Source organism: Hydrogenophilus hirschii, from assembly GCF_054656675.1.
On record NZ_BAAHXQ010000001.1, the window covers coordinates 1201686 to 1218354 of the forward strand.

General features: G+C 63.0%; 13 protein-coding genes. 9 read left to right on the top strand and 4 right to left on the bottom strand.

Annotation, left to right across the window (positions count from 1 at the left end):
* Positions 1 to 57: 57 nt before the first annotated feature.
* The 4 genes from ppsR to ACYQ4Z_RS05915 are packed head-to-tail and all read left to right on the top strand — an operon-like array spanning position 58 to position 5681.
* Entirely contained in the window at positions 58 to 897 is an 840-nt protein-coding gene (ppsR, locus tag ACYQ4Z_RS05900) for a posphoenolpyruvate synthetase regulatory kinase/phosphorylase PpsR (RefSeq protein WP_119335363.1), read from the top strand.
* 13 nt (positions 898 to 910) lie between these two features.
* Positions 911 to 2122, top strand: a complete 1212-nt coding sequence (locus tag ACYQ4Z_RS05905) for a DUF2863 family protein (protein ID WP_459860326.1) — start codon at positions 911 to 913, stop codon at positions 2120 to 2122.
* A 43-nt stretch (positions 2123 to 2165) separates the two neighbouring features.
* On the top strand, positions 2166 to 4628 hold the full coding sequence (locus tag ACYQ4Z_RS05910) for a DNA internalization-related competence protein ComEC/Rec2 (protein WP_459860328.1): 2463 nt from the start codon (positions 2166 to 2168) through the stop codon (positions 4626 to 4628).
* A 57-nt stretch (positions 4629 to 4685) separates the two neighbouring features.
* A complete protein-coding gene (locus ACYQ4Z_RS05915) occupies positions 4686 to 5681 on the top strand; it encodes an alpha/beta fold hydrolase (protein WP_219971781.1) in 996 nt (331 codons plus the stop codon).
* Here the strand turns inward: ACYQ4Z_RS05915 and ACYQ4Z_RS05920 are convergent.
* Genes ACYQ4Z_RS05920 through ACYQ4Z_RS05930 form a run of 3 tightly spaced genes read right to left on the bottom strand, consistent with a single transcriptional unit; the run spans position 5656 to position 8601 of the window.
* Positions 5656 to 6672 carry a nucleoside recognition domain-containing protein gene (locus ACYQ4Z_RS05920; protein ID WP_219971782.1) on the bottom strand — a complete coding sequence of 339 codons (1017 nt, stop codon included), beginning with the start codon at positions 6670 to 6672 and terminating at the stop codon, positions 5656 to 5658. The two genes, ACYQ4Z_RS05915 and ACYQ4Z_RS05920, sit on opposite strands and share 26 nt — an antisense overlap.
* The gene (gene lolD / locus ACYQ4Z_RS05925) at positions 6669 to 7361 is read right to left on the bottom strand and encodes a lipoprotein-releasing ABC transporter ATP-binding protein LolD (RefSeq protein WP_219971789.1); all 693 of its coding nucleotides are present in this window, start codon (positions 7359 to 7361) and stop codon (positions 6669 to 6671) included. Before lolD ends, ACYQ4Z_RS05920 begins: the two co-directional genes overlap by 4 nt.
* Complete coding sequence (locus ACYQ4Z_RS05930; protein ID WP_459860330.1) at positions 7354 to 8601, bottom strand: lipoprotein-releasing ABC transporter permease subunit; 1248 nt, start codon at positions 8599 to 8601, stop codon at positions 7354 to 7356. Before ACYQ4Z_RS05930 ends, lolD begins: the two co-directional genes overlap by 8 nt.
* 30 nt (positions 8602 to 8631) lie before the next feature.
* On the opposite strand from ACYQ4Z_RS05930, the gene ACYQ4Z_RS05935 reads away from it, so the two are divergent.
* The 5 genes from ACYQ4Z_RS05935 to ACYQ4Z_RS05955 all read left to right on the top strand — a co-directional run bounded on the left by ACYQ4Z_RS05935 (position 8632) and on the right by ACYQ4Z_RS05955 (position 16063).
* Complete coding sequence (locus ACYQ4Z_RS05935) at positions 8632 to 9660, top strand: hypothetical protein (RefSeq protein WP_119335371.1); 1029 nt, start codon at positions 8632 to 8634, stop codon at positions 9658 to 9660.
* 8 nt (positions 9661 to 9668) lie between these two features.
* Positions 9669 to 11399: a single-stranded-DNA-specific exonuclease RecJ gene (gene recJ / locus ACYQ4Z_RS05940; RefSeq protein WP_459860484.1), complete on the top strand. Its 1731-nt coding sequence runs from the start codon at positions 9669 to 9671 to the stop codon at positions 11397 to 11399.
* 43 nt (positions 11400 to 11442) lie between these two features.
* Positions 11443 to 12580 (top strand): peptide chain release factor 2 gene (prfB, locus tag ACYQ4Z_RS05945; protein WP_219971916.1). Its coding sequence is split into 2 segments (ribosomal slippage): positions 11443 to 11523 and positions 11525 to 12580, totalling 1137 coding nucleotides; the frame shifts between segments, so codons are not numbered across the junction.
* 34 nt (positions 12581 to 12614) lie between these two features.
* Positions 12615 to 13445 (top strand): type I methionyl aminopeptidase, encoded by an 831-nt coding sequence (gene map, locus ACYQ4Z_RS05950; protein WP_219971798.1) that lies wholly within the window; start codon positions 12615 to 12617, stop codon positions 13443 to 13445.
* A gap of 17 nt (positions 13446 to 13462) precedes the next feature.
* Entirely contained in the window at positions 13463 to 16063 is a 2601-nt protein-coding gene (locus ACYQ4Z_RS05955) for a [protein-PII] uridylyltransferase (protein WP_119335373.1), read from the top strand.
* A gap of 39 nt (positions 16064 to 16102) precedes the next feature.
* Here the strand turns inward: ACYQ4Z_RS05955 and ACYQ4Z_RS05960 are convergent, their stop codons facing one another.
* Positions 16103 to 16606, bottom strand: coding sequence for a DUF1640 domain-containing protein (locus tag ACYQ4Z_RS05960; RefSeq protein WP_459860333.1), 504 nt, complete (start codon positions 16604 to 16606; stop codon positions 16103 to 16105).
* Positions 16607 to 16669: the final 63 nt, after the last annotated feature.

Here is a 16669-nt window from a genome sequence, read left to right on the forward strand (position 1 = left end):
TTATTCTAATGGCTTTGCCACCATTTCTGTCCTTTTCTGCCAATCGAGGATGCCCAGATGCCGATTCCGCGCAAACGCCACGTCTTTTATGTCTCCGACGGTACGGGCGTGACCGCGGAGATGTTGGGCGAAAGCCTCCTGGCCCAGTTTCCCGACCTCGACTACGAGGTGGTGCGCGCCCCGTTCGTCGATTCCCCGCAAAAAGCGGGCGAACTGGTCAGCAAGATTGAACGGGTCGCCCAAGGAAGCGGTTTTCGTCCTATCGTCTTCTCGACGCTGGTCAAACCGGAAGTCCTGGCCGTGATCCAGAACGGTCCCGGCCTGGTGATGGACCTCTTCGGCGCCTTCATCGACCCGCTTGAGCGCGAATTCGGCATGGAGAGCACCCACACCGTCGGCCGCTTTCACGGAATGCGGGACACGCACAGCTATCACCGCCGCATCGAGGCGATCAACTTCGCATTGGCGCACGACGATGGCATTACCCAAGACCATACGCTGGTCGAAGCCGACATCATCTTGATCGGGGTTTCGCGTTCGGGCAAAACCCCGACCAGCCTCTACCTTGCGATGACCTACGCGATCAAAGCGGCCAATTACCCATTGATTCCCGAAGACCTAGAGCGCATGCGCTTACCGGAAGCGCTGCGACCGCACCGTGAAAAACTCTTCGGGCTGACGATTGCACCCGAACGCTTGGCGCAAATCCGTTCCGAACGGCGCCCGAACAGCGCCTACGCCGATTTGGCGAATTGCCGCCGTGAAATCGAACTGGCGCTGGAGTTGATGCGACGGGAAGGAATCCCGTGGCTCGACACCACGACGAAGTCGATCGAAGAGATCGCCGCAGTGGTGATGCTTCATCTCGAAAAAATCCGCCGCTATCAAGACTTGTAACGAAAGGGAACCGATGAACAATCCCAAAAATCCCCAACCCAAAAAACGACGCAACCGCCCCAGTGCGATGGCACCGAGCGCCGAGCACCTCTGCTGGCTGGCTCAAGGCCTGGCGCGTTCAGGCAGCCGAGTCGAAGACCGTTGGTGGGAGCAACAGATCGAAGCCGCGGTTCGTCAGCTTCTCGAGGAAGGCAACGACAACGTGATCGAACAGGCGCTCGAACACCTCTACCGCAGCGACGAATCGGCCTACGGAGAGCTGTTGGATGCGGTGGAGAGCGAAGCCGAAGTCGTCACCGGCGATAAGGATACGCTGCTCCTGATTGCCGCGCCAGTACTCGCATGGTCCCGCTTTTCGGTGCCCGCGAAGACCGTTCCCACCGCTGCACTCGAACACCTGCGCACCGCGTTGGCCGCACATGTCTTCGCACCGGGGGTTCGCTTTGCGATAGCGAACCACCTCTTCAGTCCCGACCAATTACCGGATGGGTACCTTCCCACGCAACGCCTGCTCAAAGCGATGCAAAACGCTGCGCTCGCCAACGAAGACTACCCGGTGGACAGCGACCGCCTCAACGAAACGATGGTGTTCCTCTCCGACATTCGTTACCTGCTGATCGCGGCAGCGATTCCGAACGGAGAAGCGATCTTTCGTTGGCACTTGCCGGAAGGGGATCGCGAGCAAGCATTTGCTGCGTGGCGCAAACGCGCCCATCCCGTGTTCGAACGGTTACTGATCGGCTGCGGTATCGAATTGGAGCCGCCCGACGCCTACTTCACCGCCAGCCGCAAAGCAAACCGCGACTCGCGCGTTTTCGCGATCTTCGCGGCGGTCGCCTACTTGGCAACAGAGTTCGATATCGCGTCGAGCCGTCTGCGCGCGGTGATCGCGCCGTGCGAAGGCAACGGCGAATTCGAATACCGCATCGGCTTCTGCCTGAAGCCGAGCGGTCAGGTGATCCATGGGGTGCCTTGGCCGCTCATCGGTACCGACGAAAACGAAGAAGAAACGGTCGAACGGATCGTTGCGACGCTGCGCGACAGCGGTGTCACCGATACGCTGGTGCTGCGTCGAACGCTGCCCCTCGAATTCTGCGAGGATTGCGGCGCACCGCTCTTTCCCAACGCCCACGGGGAATTGGTCCATGCCGAAATGCCAGGCGAAAACCCGAGCGACGAGCAGCCATTCGGTCATGGCAACCCGCCGCCGCGCTACCTCCACTGACCCCAGCACGGGCCGATCGCGCCGCTGAGCGTGGAATGGTGCGATGCCGATCGTCGCCCTTGCCGTCGGTTTTCTCGTTGGCGCGATCGCATGGCACCATACACCTACCTTCCCCACCGGAGCCCTCACCTGGGGTGCGTGCGCGCTGGGCTTCGTTCTTGTCGTATGGGCGCTGCGAAGCGGAGTGCTCACGCCACACGACGGAACAGGGGCGTGCGCCAGCAGCACCGGACGCCTGGGATGGCTGGGGTTATGGGTTGGCGCGGCACTCATCGCATGGGGAAGCACCGCTGAGCGCAGCCGCTCTTTTTTTGACGACACGCCCCCGGAATCTTGGTTCACCAGCCGAACGCTACCGGTCACGCTCACGGTCTTGGAGCGGATTCCCCTGGCTGGCGGGCCACCGCGCGCGATCGTCGCTGTATTATCCGATGGTACAGAGCGCCATCGCGCCCGCCTCACCCTACCGGACAACATAGCAAAGGGCGATTGGTTGCCCGGCTCGCGGTACCGCGCAACCGTGCGGCTGCGGCCGATTCGCGCAAACGTTCAGCCTGGCGCGTTCGACAGCGAATGGTGGGCCTTTCGCCACCACCTCCACGCTTGGGGCACGCTCATCAGCGCCACCCCACTGGAGGACGACCCCGGTTGGGTCGATGCGTTTGCTCGCTTGCGAATCCATCTGGCAGAGCGCCTCGAGCAATTGACCCCACGGCACGGGGCGTGGCTGCGCGCGTTGGCGCTGGGCGATCGTTCGAGTTTCGACGATACCACGTGGCAGTTGGTGCAACGGACCGGAACCGCCCACCTCGTGGCGATTTCGGGGATGCATGTCACGCTGGTGGCGTGGCTCTTGGGCGGCATTGTTCAGCGCCTATGGCAACGCGCCCACCGCGCCACGCTGTGGCTGGCCGCGCCGCGCGTCGGCTGGTTGGTCGCGATCGCCGTAGCCTGGGGCTACGCCCTCCTTGCCGGATTGGGCATTCCCGCGGTACGCGCGGCACTCATGCTCACCATCGCCGGCTTCGCGATGCTCCATGCGCGGCGCATACCCGCCACGAGCATTTTGGCGACGGCGTTGGTCGCTGTCCTCATATGGGATCCTTGGGCGGTAGGGGATGCCGGTTTTTGGCTCTCGTTCGTTGCGGTTGCGCTATTGATCCTGCTTGGGCGCACGGAAACGGACCTTCCCGACACGGAGGAGATCCACACACGCGCGGACTCCCTCGGGCAGCGTCTCCGTGCAGCAACCCGGTCGTTCGTGACCCTCCAATTGACACTGACCTTGGCGCTCGCCCCGCTCACTGTGCTCTTCTTCGGGCAAGCCGCACTGGTCGGAGCCGTTGCCAACTTCTTTGCGATCCCGCTCATCGCCTACGCGGCAACACCCCTGGCGCTCCTGCTCCTGATCGTGCCTTCTCCCTTTTTGGGGCAGCTCTTCGATGGTCTGATCGAACGAACACTCGATCTCCTGATCTGGGCCAGCCACCTCCCGGCAGCGGTACTGACCGCGCCTGAAATCCCCGCTGGCCTCTGGTGGGTTGCCGCAAGCATCCTGCTGCTTGCGCTCTTTCTGCCCCGGGGGATTGCACCGCGCCTGCTGGCCCTGCCAGCACTGCTGTTGCTCTTCGTCCCCAAGACACATCGACCCGAAATAGGCGCTGCGCAGATTACGGTACTCGACGTCGGTCAAGGGCAAGCGATTCTCATCACCACCGCTCACCACGCGCTCCTTTACGACACCGGCCCAGCGTGGAACCGATGGGACAGTGGGCGCACGCTCGTACGCCCCTTTTTGCAGCGAAGCGGCATCACGCGGCTCGATGCGGTCGTGCTTTCCCATTTCGACCGCGACCACACGGGCGGTTTTGCCGCGGTGGCGCAAACGCTTCCCATTGCCGCAGTCTGGTACGGCGCGCCACCCGATCAGCCTCCGCCCGATGAGATCGCACCGCTCCTCGAGCGGCTTGCGGCCCGCCCGTGTCTGCGTGGAACCGAATGGGAATGGGATGGTGTGCAGTTCGCGTTCCTTTGGCCAACGGACACGCCGCGTCAGAAAGCGCTGAGCGACAACGGAGCGTCGTGTGTGTTGCGCGTCACGAGCCGGGCCGGCACCCGTTTTCTGGTGAGTGGCGACCTAGGGGCACGCGAAGAGGAGCAGCTGCTTGCAATGGAACCGCAGCTCGCAAGCGACGTCGTGGTCGCTGGGCACCACGGAAGCCACACCTCGTCGTCACCGGCGTGGGTGACCGCGCTCAACCCGCGCTATGCGCTCGTGAGCGTCGGTGCGTTCAACCGCTTCGGCCATCCCCGCTGCGACGTTTTGGAACGCTGGCGCACGCACGGCGCGACGATACTGCGCACCGACCGCGACGGAGCGCTCACCCTGACACTTCCGGCAAGCGGCAACGCAATCCCAGTGCGCACCGCACGCAGCGAGAACGCGCGCTACTGGCATCGCTCACTCCCCGCATTCGCCGAATGCAGCAACCGCCGCAAACGATGACCGGAATCGTTTTACACCATTCCATGGTAAAAGAACGACAGAGGAAGGAGACCTGAGATGCAATTCTGGCAACGGCTGCAAGCCCTTTTCACCCCGCGGGGTCGCTCCGCCCACCCGGAACAGGACACCGCATCGACGTCGGCGAACACACACACGTCGGCAAAAGGGGCATCCGTTCCCGAACCCCAAACGCTTCCCCATCCACCGCGCATCGATTGGGTGAACTGCATCAATACCGCTGGAACCCACCGCATGATCTACTACGAATGGGGCGCGCCCGACAATCCCGAAGTCGTCTTTTGCGTTCATGGTTTGACGCGAACCGGGCGTGATTTCGACGCGCTTGCTGCCCATTTGAGTCGCCGCTATCGGGTGATCTGTCCCGACGTCGTCGGGCGCGGACTCTCGGACTGGCTCCCCAACAAGAGCGAATATGCGATCCCGCGCTACGTGAGCGATCTCAATACGCTCATTCAGAAAATCCGACCCCAGAAACTCTACTGGGTGGGTACTTCGATGGGCGGGTTGATCGCAATGGCAATCGCTGCGCAACCTACTTCACCGATCGCAAAACTGGTGTTGAACGATGTTGGTGCCGTGCTCAGTCAAGCGTCGTTACAACGGATCGGCGCGTACGTCGGCGCCGAGCCGCAATTTGCCACGTTCGACGATGCCGTTCAGTACGTACGTACCGTCAGTGCCCCGTTCGGCCCACTCAGCGAAGCCCAATGGCGCCACCTGACGTGGCACGCCGTCCGACAGGAGCTGGGCGGGCGATGGGTGTTGCGCTACGACCCAGGAATCGCCGTCCCGTTTCGCATCGCGTTCCCTGCACAGGATATGGCGCTGTGGGAACTCTACGACGCGATCCGCTGCCCGACGCTGCTGGTGCGTGGCGCCGAATCGGACCTCTTGACGCGGGACGTCGCCGAAGCGATGACGCGCCGCGGCCCGCGCGCGCGACTCGTCGAAATTCCGGGCGTGGGCCATGCACCGGCGTTGCTCGATCGCGCGCAGATCGACGCCATCAGCGCATTCCTGGACCAACCCTGAAAGCGACGGCATCTTCGAATGCGCGCGACTTCGCTTCGATCGCGGGAGCCCCCGTTGGCGTAGGCTCGACAACGGCACCCCCATCGGGGCGAACGGCACAACGGGCGGAACAGCCCACGCACGACAAGGCAACGCCCGGTGACGAGCCTCCCACTTGGTCCGGAGCAACAGTCCAATGCGCGGCGACGCGTTGTAGGATGCGCACCACTGCGGTCAGCACAAGCACCACGATTCCGACCCGAAGAAGCGCCGGTACGGGTTCGCGGAAGAGCACGTCCCCGGCTTGGTAGGTCAGCGTCGCCAGCGAATAGGCGAGCGTCAGACTCCAAGCGCCGGAAAAGAGTGCCCAGCGCCACCCCAACTCCCGCGCAATCGCAGCGAGCGTCGCCGTACACGGGAAATAGAGCAATACGAAGACCAGATAGGCGAACACCGCCGCAGGGCTGGTAAATTGGTCGCGCAAATGGGTAAGCGTCTCGTGATGCACGTCCAACGCCGCCCCTTGGTCACCGAGCGCAGCATGAAGCCCCAAGGGGTCGAGGATCGCGCCACCCAATGAGGAGAAATAACCCGGCACGGTTCCCCACGCCGAACGTAGCGCAGCGATCACATCGGATAGGGACGTAACCGGCGGGGCTACTGCCGAATCCTGGGCGGACGCCTCCCCCCGATAGAGCGCATCGAGCGTGCCGACGACCACCTCTTTGGCCAGCAATCCAGTAAAGAGACCAACCGTTGCCGGCCAATTGTCCTCCTGCACGCCGATGGGCTCGAGCGCTGGCGTAAGCCCATGTCCCACCGCACTCAAGACCGAATCGGGTCGATTCGGCTCTCCGAACGTACCATCGGTACCAACAGCGCTCACCATCTGCAAAACGACGACGATGGCAACGATGACACGCCCAGCGTCGATCACGAATCCCTTGAGTTTGTGCCGAATGTTGAGCGCCAGATTGAGCAGCGAGGGACGGTGATTACGCGCTGATGTCAATACGGACCTCCGCCCTCAGTCAGCCTTCCGGCAACCAGATGGTAGGTGCGATCGAGTCGCGCGGCCAAGGTTTCGTCATGGGTCACGACCACGAGCGCGGCGCCGCGCTCGCGCGCAGCCGCTTGCAACAACGCAAACACCTGTTCGGCGTTCCCGCGGTCGAGATTCCCGGTCGGTTCGTCGGCCAACACACATGCCGGTTGCGTCACCAACGCGCGCGCAATCGCCACCCGCTGGCGCTCACCGCCCGAAAGCTGAGCCGGACGGTGGTGCGCTCGGTCAGCCAACCCCACGGTGGCCAGCAGCGCGCGTGCGCTCCGTTCTGCCGACTCGCGCGCTTCACGCCGGATCACAAGCGGCATCATGACGTTCTCGAGCGCCGTGAATTCCGGCAACAGGTGGTGGAACTGATAGACGAACCCGAGCGCCTGGTTGCGCAAGCGCCCCTTCGCACGCTCGGAAAGCGTGTGGATGCGCGCGCCCAACAACACCACTTCGCCTGCTGTCGGGGTGTCGAGCCCAGCCAACAGGTGGAGCAACGTGCTCTTACCCGAGCCAGAGACCCCAACCACCGCCACCGACTCCCCACGGCGTACGGTCAAATCGACCCCGGAAAGCACGCTCACCGCCGTACCGGCATCCTGGTAGCGCTTGGATAACCCCTGCGCGATCAAGACCGCTTCACTCATGGCGCAACGCCTCCGCAGGTTGCACGTGCGCGGCGCGCCAACTGGGGTAGAGCGTCGCCAACAGGGTGAGCGCAAACGAAACCCCCACCACCAGCACCACGTCACTCGCGAGCACCTTGGACGGCAAGTCGCTGATGAAATAAACCTCTTTGTTCCACAACGTCGCGCCGGTGACCGCTTCCAAAAACGCCACCACTTCGGGCACGTGGTGCGCCAACCACAACCCCAACACGGTGCCTGCAGTGAGCCCGATCACGCCGATCGCAGCGCCCTGAACGACGAAGATCGCCAGTATCGAAACAGGTGCAGCCCCGATCGTACGCAGAATCGCGATATCGGCTTGCTTGTCCTGCACGCTCATCACCAGCGTCGAAACCAGGTTGAACGCAGCCACCGTGACGATCAAAAAGAGGATCAACGTCATCATCGTCTTCTCCAACTGAACCGCGCGGAAGAAATTGGCGTGGCGGCTGGTCCAATCGGAGAGCCACAACCCCGCTGGCAACTTCGGCGCCCATTCTCGAACTTTGCGCGGTGCGGCAAGCGGATCCGTGAGCCGAATCCGAACGCCGGTGACCGCATCCCCCATCCGAAAAAAAGCTTGGGCATCGGCAAGCGAAAGCAACACCAACCCGGAATCGAACTCATACATCCCGGAATCGAAAATCGCCGTGACGCGAAATGCCCGAATCCGTGGCTGCAGCCCGGTGGGACCAAGCATCGCGTCGGGCGCGATCAGAACCAGTGAATCCCCAAGATCGATTCCCAACTGGCGGACCAAGTCGATGCCAATCGCGGCGTGAAACGCACCTGGGGTGAGCGTGTCCAGCGATCCGGCCTTCACGAACCGCTCCCATGCCCCCACCTGCGCCTCTTGCCGGGATAAGACGCCACGCACCATCACCCCGTGCGCCACACCGCCGTGGGTGGCCAACGCCTGTCCTGAAACGAACGGCGCGGTGGCAACGACCTCTGGATCGGCGCGCAACTGCTGCGTGACAGGCTGCCACGCTTCGAGCATGCCCCCGCTACCGGTCACTTCGAGATGCGCGGCAACCCCCAAAATCCGTGCCCGCAACTCCTCCTGGAATCCATTCATCACCGACAGCACCACGATGAGCGCCGCCACACCCAGCGTCATTCCCAACATCGACGCAAGGGCGATGAACGAAACGAACCCACCTTTTCCGTGCCGCTGGCGGCGCACGTACCGCCAACCGACCCACCACTCGAACGGCAAAGCGCTCTCCTTTCCGGTACCATTACGCCTATGGAGCTGATTCTACCTGGCGCGCTGTGGCCCAACCCCAATGCCACGGCGTTTGCCCCCATCGAAAGCCACCCGACGTTGGCGCGCTGGCTTGGGAAAAGCGTCCGCACGCCGCACGCACGATCGTATCAAGAAATCGTCGCCGACCGCATCGGAGTACCGGCGCACACGACCGCCGAACTGCGCTGGCGGGGGGAAGCGCTCGACCGTGCGCGCACCATCGCGCCGTTTTCTGCCGACAGCGGGACGATCCTTTGTGCCAATCCCGTTCACCTCTACCTGGCGCGTGACCACCTGGTCGTCACCGAACTGGGGGAAACCGCGCCACACCGGGAGGAAGCCGAACAGCTTGCCGCCGAACTCACCGCACTGATCCGAACCGAATGGCCGCAGGCAGCGCTGCGCGTGGCGACCCCAACCCGCTGGTACCTGACGGGAATTCCCTCCGACGCATGCGCGAACACCACGTTCACCCCGCTTGCCGAGGCATCGAGCCGTCCGTACGCCGAGGTCCTGCCGCACGGTGCTCACGCCCGCGCGTGGCTGCGCCGCATGAACGAATGGCAGGTTTTTCTTGCCAACCACCCGATCAACCGCGCACGCGAGCAGCAAGGACTTCCGCCGATCAACGCGCTGTGGCTCTGGGGCAACCACCCCGTTACGTCACCGAATTCAGCGAAACCGCGTTCCCAACCCTTGCACGTGTTCGTCAATGACGACGCCGATCCGATCCTGTTGGGTTGGCTAGCGGCGCAGCGCATTCCATTTACCTGCCATCGTTCCTGGCCGACCGCATCAACGCACCGTCCCGATCTCGTCATCCTCGACACCCTGGCCGAAGCGGCGCGGCGGCTCGATTGGCATACTTGGCAACACGCACTTTCGGATTTGGAAACCCATTGGTTTTCTCGTTTCCCGCGACCACCACGGGTGATTCACCTGGCCGCGACACGGGCGGCAATCACCGCCACTCCCGTTTGGTGGCGCTGGTTTGCCAAACCGGTATCACTGGAGCGGTTCAACCGTTGATGCGCATGATGACACCCCATCGCTTCCAGATCCGCACCGCCCCCGCTCGCGTCGTCCACCGCCTGCAACAAGCCGGTGCTGATCCGCTCATCGCGCGGCTCTATGCAGCGCGTGGCGTTTCCGACCCGAGCGAACTCAGCACCGCGCTCACCGCGCTCCCCCCACCCGAAGCGCTCAAAGGGATTGACGCCGCGGCGACGCTTCTTGCCGAGGCGATCGAAGCGGGCGCGATGCTTGTCGTGGTCGGCGACTACGACTGCGACGGAGCGACCGCAACAGCGCTCGCGGTTCGCGCGCTCAGGGCGATGGGCGCACGGGTCGACTACCTGATCCCGAACCGTTTCACCGATGGCTATGGCCTCACGCCGCGCATCGTCGAAATCGCGGCGCAACGTTTCGCGCCTGACCTCCTCATCACCGTCGACAACGGCATTGCCAGCCACGAAGGGGTTGCGGCTGCTGCGCAACGCGGCATCGACGTCGTGATCACCGACCACCACCTCCCTGGCGCGTCGCTCCCTGCAGCGAGCGCGATCGTCAACCCCAACCAACCCGGCTGTCCTTTCCCCAGCAAAACCATCGCTGGGGTAGGGGTGATCCTCTACGTGATGATGGCACTGCGCAGCGCGCTGCGCGCGCGCGGCTGGTTCGGCGCCCACCGTCCCGAACCCAATCTCGCCCAGTGGCTCGATCTGGTGGCGCTGGGTACCGTAGCCGACGTCGTTCCGCTCGAACATACCAACCGCATCCTGGTCGCGCAGGGACTGGCACGGATTCGCGCCGGACGGATTTGCCCCGGAATCGCGGCGCTCTTTCACGCCGCGCGACGCGACCCCCGGACGGCAACGACGCAAGACCTTGGCTTTTTCATCGCGCCGCGGGTCAATGCCGCTGGGCGCTTGCAAGAGATGACCGTCGGCGTCGAATGCCTGATCACCGACGACCCCATTCGGGCACAGCAATTGGCCGCGACGCTCGACCAGATCAACCGGACGCGGCAGAGCATCGAAGCGAAAATGAAAGACGAGGCGTTGGCGCTCCTCGACGGCGAACCGCTGCACGAAAAGCAGACGTTGACGCTCTTTCACCCCGAATGGCACCAAGGGGTGATCGGCATCGTCGCCGGCCGCATCAAGGAGCGTTACCACAAACCGGTGTTCGCGTTCGCGCCGCACGAAGACGGGCTGGTGAAAGGGTCAGGGCGCAGCGTCCCAGGGCTGCACCTCCGCGACGCGCTCGACTGGATCAGCAAGCGCGAACCCCAATTGCTCATCACCTTTGGCGGCCACGCAATGGCCGCTGGGGTGACGTTGCGCGCCATTGACCTCGATCGCTTCGCCAATGCGTTCGAGGCAGCCGCAGCCAAGTTGGCGCCGGAAGGGCTCGACCCGCGCACGGTGACCACCGATGGCTCCTTGGCGTGTGACGCGCTGACGCTGGAGACTGCGGAACAGTTGGCTGCTGGCGTCTGGGGACATGGCTTTCCCGCCCCGCTCTTCTTCGATTCGTTCGAATTGCTCGAGCAACGGCTGGTCGGCGATGCCCACCTTCAACTCCGCCTTCGACGCACCGACGGCACCGCAGCGCCCCTTTCGGCGATCCTTTTTCGCCACCGCGATCCCCTACCGCCGCACTTTACCGCAGCATACCAACTCAACGTCGACCGTTGGGGCGGAAACCAACGTCTGCGGCTGCACATCGAAACCGTTGCACCGTCCGATGCGCCGAATCTGGGATAATTGCACACTAATCACGTAGCACAGATGGAGAAAGCAAACGATGATGGATCCGCAAGAGATCAACGCGATCGAAGGACAACTGCGCTCGATCCTGGAGCGTAACGACGAACTCCGGAGGTATCTTTGACTACGCCGATCTGAAACGGCAGCTCGAAGAGACCGACCTGGCGCTGCAAGACCCGGAAGTTTGGAACGATCCCGAAAAAGCGCAGGCGCTCGGCAAGCAAAAACGACAACTGGAAGCGCTGATCGAACCGCTCGAAACCACGGCAGACGAGGCCAAGAGCCTGCTCGAACTCCTGGAACTGGCGCGCGAAGAAGCGGACGAAGCCACTCTGACTTCGATCCGTGACGATGCCAAGCGCCTCGACGACGCGATCGCCAAGCTGGAGCTGCGCCGAATGTTCAACGACCCGATGGATCCGAACAACTGCTTCATCGAGATCCAAGCGGGCGCGGGCGGTACCGAAGCGCAGGACTGGGCGTCGATGTTGCTGCGCATGTACCTGCGTTACTGCGAGCAAAAAGGGTTCGAAACCGAAATCCTCGAAGAATCGGAAGGCGAAGTCGCGGGGATCAAAAGCGCGACGGTGAAGGTGAGTGGGGATCATGCGTACGGGTATTTGCGCACCGAAACGGGGATTCACCGCCTGGTCCGCAAGAGCCCCTTCGACGCGAACGCGCGCCGCCACACCAGTTTCGCCTCGGTCTTCGTCTATCCAGAGGTCGATGAGAAAATCGAGGTCGAGATCAACCCTGCCGATCTGCGGATCGACACCTACCGCGCGTCGGGTGCCGGGGGACAGCACGTGAACCGGACCGATTCGGCGGTACGCATCACCCACATCCCAACGGGTATCGTCGTCCAGTGCCAGAACGACCGCTCGCAACACAAAAACAAAGCCGCAGCGATGGCGATGCTCAAGTCGCGCCTCTATGAATTGGAACTGCGCAAACGGCGCGAACAACAGCAAGCGCTGGAAGAGTCGAAGAGCGATATCGGCTGGGGTCATCAGATCCGCTCCTATGTGCTCGACCAATCCCGCATCAAGGATCTGCGCACCGGAGTCGAGATCGGCAACACCCAAGCGGTACTCGACGGCGACCTCGACCCGTTCATCGAAGCCGCGTTGAAGCAAGGCGTGAGCGGCACGAAACCTTCCGTCACGGAAACGGAGTAACCGAGACCCTCTCCCCCAACGGAGCGCGAACCCCATGGCCATCGACATCAAAACCCCTGAAGAGATCGAAGCGATGCGCGTCGCGTGTCGCCTTGCCTCCGAGGTGCTCGACTACATCACGCCGTTCGTCCAACCCGGCGTGACCACCGCGGAACTCGACCGCCTGTGCCACCGCTACATCGAAGACGTGCAACAAGCGGTCGCAGCGCCGCTCAACTACCCACCGGGAAGTCCGAACCCCTTCCCCAATGCGATCTGCACCTCGGTCAATCACGTTGTCTGCCACGGGATTCCCAACGAAAAACCGCTCAAAGAGGGGGATATCGTCAACCTCGACATCACCGTACAGAAAGACGGTTGGTACGGCGACACCAGCCGGATGTTCGTCGTCGGCAACAAACCGTCGATTTTGGCGCGGCGGCTCGTCCAGGTAACCTACGAATGCCTTTGGTTGGGGATTGCGGCGGTCCGCCCTGGCGCACGGCTCGGTGACATCGGCGCGGCGATCGAACGCCACGCCCACCACCACGGCTACTCGGTGGTGCGGGAATATTGTGGCCATGGGATCGGTCGGCGCTTTCACGAAGAACCACAGGTACTCCATTACGGCAAACCGGGAACGGGCATCGAACTCGTCCCGGGAATGACGTTTACCATCGAACCGATGATCAACGCAGGCAAAGCGGCCACCTCGGTGCTCGCCGACGGTTGGACGGTGGTCACCAAAGACCGCAGCCTCTCCGCCCAATGGGAACATACGGTCCTCGTCACGGAAACCGGCGTCGAGGTACTCACCACCTCGGTAGGCTGTCCGAAGCCGCCCGAAATCGTCCGCGACCGTTTCGGTGACGGATTCATCGGCTAGCTTCGGACTTGTTCGCGATGTCCCCGTCGGTCTCTCCCCACTTGTCCGCGATCGCCACCCGCCTGGCCGAGGGCCGTGCGCAGCTCGCGGCACAATTCGCGGATGGAACCCTAACCCCTTTGCAATACCTCCATCGCCACGCCCGGTTGGTGGATACCACACTCGTTGCGCTCACCCGGGCTGTTCCGCTTCCCCGTGGCGCCAGCATCTTGGCGGTAGGGGGTTACGGGCGGCGCGCGCTCTACCCGATGAGCGACATCGACTTGATGCTTTTGGTCCCCGCGCCGTTGCAAGGGGCGGACGAAGCGCGCGCGCAAGCGTTCGTCGCCGCGCTGTGGGACGTCGGGCTGGAAGTCGGCATGAGTGTGCGCACCCCAATGGAAGCGCTCACCCTCGCGGGTGAAGACATCACCGTCCAGACGAACCTGCTCGAAGGACGACGGGTTGCGGGTGCCGTCTCGTTGGCCAGTGATTTCCTTGCGGCGTTGGGGCGTGCGCTCGATCCGGCCGCTTTTTACCGCGCCAAAGCAGCCGAACAGGAGCGCCGCCACAGTCGTTGGCTTTCCCCTTATACCCTGGAACCCAACGTGAAGGAGCACCCAGGTGGGCAGCGCGATTTGGATCTGCTCCTGTGGATCGCCCAAGCATTGGGGTACCGCGGACGTTGGGCGGCGCTCGCGAAAGCGGGGCTGTTGCTGCCAGAAGAGGCCCGGGAGCTCGACCGACGGCAACGCTTTCTGGCGCGGGTGCGTATCGCGCTCCACCTCCTGGCGAAACGGCGGGAAGACCGGCTGCTCTTCGACTACCAAAACGCATTGGCAACCCAATTCGGCATTCGCGCGCACGGCGAGCAGCGTCCAGCCGAACGCTTCATGCGGCAGTACTACCTGAACGCGAAGATCGTGCTGCAGCTCAACACCGTGCTCATGGCCGCGTTTTCCGAACGCCTTTTCCCCACCGAAACGGAATCGGCCGAGCCGATCGATGAATACTTCGTGCGTCGCGGCAACCGACTCGATCTGGCCCACGACGCGGTCTTTGCCGACCATCCCGAAGCGTTCCTCACGCTCTTCCTGCGCATGGCCCAACACCCCGAACTCACTGGGCTCACCGCGCGCGCCGCACGGCGGCTTTGGGCCGAGCGTGACCGCATCACCTCCGAATACCACCGTGACCCCAGCCACCAACACCTTTTTCTCGAGATTCTCAAACAGCCCCGCGGCATCGTCCATGAGACGCGGCGGATGAACCAGTTTGGAATCCTTTCGCGCTACCTACCCGCGTGGCGGCGCATCGTCTGCCAGATGCAGTACGACCTCTACCACGAGTACACGGTGGACCTCCACACCCTGATGGTGATCCGAAACCTGCGCCGTTTCACGATGGAGGAACACGCGCACGAATACCCCGAAATGACTGCGCTGATGAGCGAATTCGGGGAACCCTGGCTGCTCTATCTGGCCGCGATCTTTCACGACATCGGCAAAGGGCGCGGGGGCGACCACAGCACGATCGGTGCGGAAGAGGCGCGCGCGTTTCTCAGCATCCACCCGATCGACCCCGAAGCGGTCGACCTCGTTGCCTGGCTGGTGCAAGAACACCTGACGATGAGCCGAATCGCGCAGAAAGAGGACATCACCGATCCGGAAACCATCGCGCGTTTCGCGACGCTGGTGGGCGACGAACGGCGACTGATCGCGCTCTATCTCCTCACCCACGCCGACATTCGCGGCACCAGCGCCAAAGTGTGGACTCCTTGGAAAGCGCGCCTACTTGCCGATCTCTTCCACGCCACCCGGCAATGGCTCCAGCAGCACCCGGCGAACGCGGTTGAGGCGCTTCGGCGCGGCGAACCGCTCCACGAACGGCAAGAACGCGCCCGCGCGATCCTGCGCTTCCACGGCATTCGCCCAGGCGAGGAGACCGCGTTCTGGCGCCGGGTAGGCCAAGACTATTTCCTTCGCCACCACGCCGAGACCATCGCGTGGCACACACGGGTCCTCTACTGGCGTCATCAAACCGGCAAACCGGTGGTTCGCGCCCGCCTCCTACCTGACGGCAGCGGGGTCCAGGTGATGGTTTTCGCCCCGGATGCCCCGTTCTTGTTGGCGCGGTTATTGGAGGTCTTCTACTGCTTGGATGCCGACGTCTGGGAGGCGCGGATCTACACCACGCCCGACGGCTGGGCGCTCGATACCTTCGTCCTCGACTTCCCGCCCGACCGCCCTACCCGTGAGACGCTCAACCTCTTGGAATATGAACTGAGCGCCGCGCTGGACCAACCCACCCCCACGCTCCCCGAACCGCCGCGCTGCCAACGCCGGCTCCCCCGGCTTGTCCGCCACTTCGGTTTTCCGCCGCAAGTGACGATTACCCCTGATGAAAGCGGCAAGCGGTTCGTCCTTACCGTGATCGCGCTCGATCGACCGGGGACTCTACTTGCGATCGTCACCGCGCTTGCGCATTGGGACGTTTCGATCGAGCTTGCCCGCATCCACACGGCCGGCGAACGCATCGAAGACGCGTTCGTCGTCAGCGGCCCAGGACTCGACCGTCCCGAACGGCAAAACGCGATCATCCAAGCGCTGACTCGGGTATTGGAGCGGTTGGGTGCGTAAGTAGCCCCAAACCGTTTATCGGGAAAACCCGCGCTACCGCTAACCGTGCGGCCAGAGCCGCCACAGAAGCAGCATCACCGCGCCAAATTGACTCAGCCAGAAGAGAAAACTCCACTTCAGAATCGACGAGCGGGTCTCGGCAGCGGTAATCGCCACCTGGGCCCGAACCGCCTCGATCTCTTTGGTGAGATCCGCGCGTACCTGCTCGATCTCCTTGGTGAGCTTGAGTTCGGTCGCCTTCACCTCACCCCGAACCGCCTCGATCTCCTTGGTGAGCTTGAGTTCGGTCGCCTTCACCTCACCCCGAACCGCCTCGATCTCCTTGGTGAGCTTGAGTTCGGTCGCCTTCACCTCACCCCGAACCGCCTCGATCTCCTTGGTAAGCTTCAGTTCGGTTTCGGAGAGGTGGCGAACGGTAACCAGATAGTCGAGATGGGGATAACGCGACTCCAGGAGATCAAACGCTTCAGCGATGACCCGGGCCCGCGTCTCTTCGTCTGGCGCGTGACGTAAGCGATCATAGAGGTCAAGCACTGCGCTCATGGTGCGCTCCTCACGTCTCATGTCCGTTATTCTCGCACACAATGCGCTTCCTCGACAGTACGC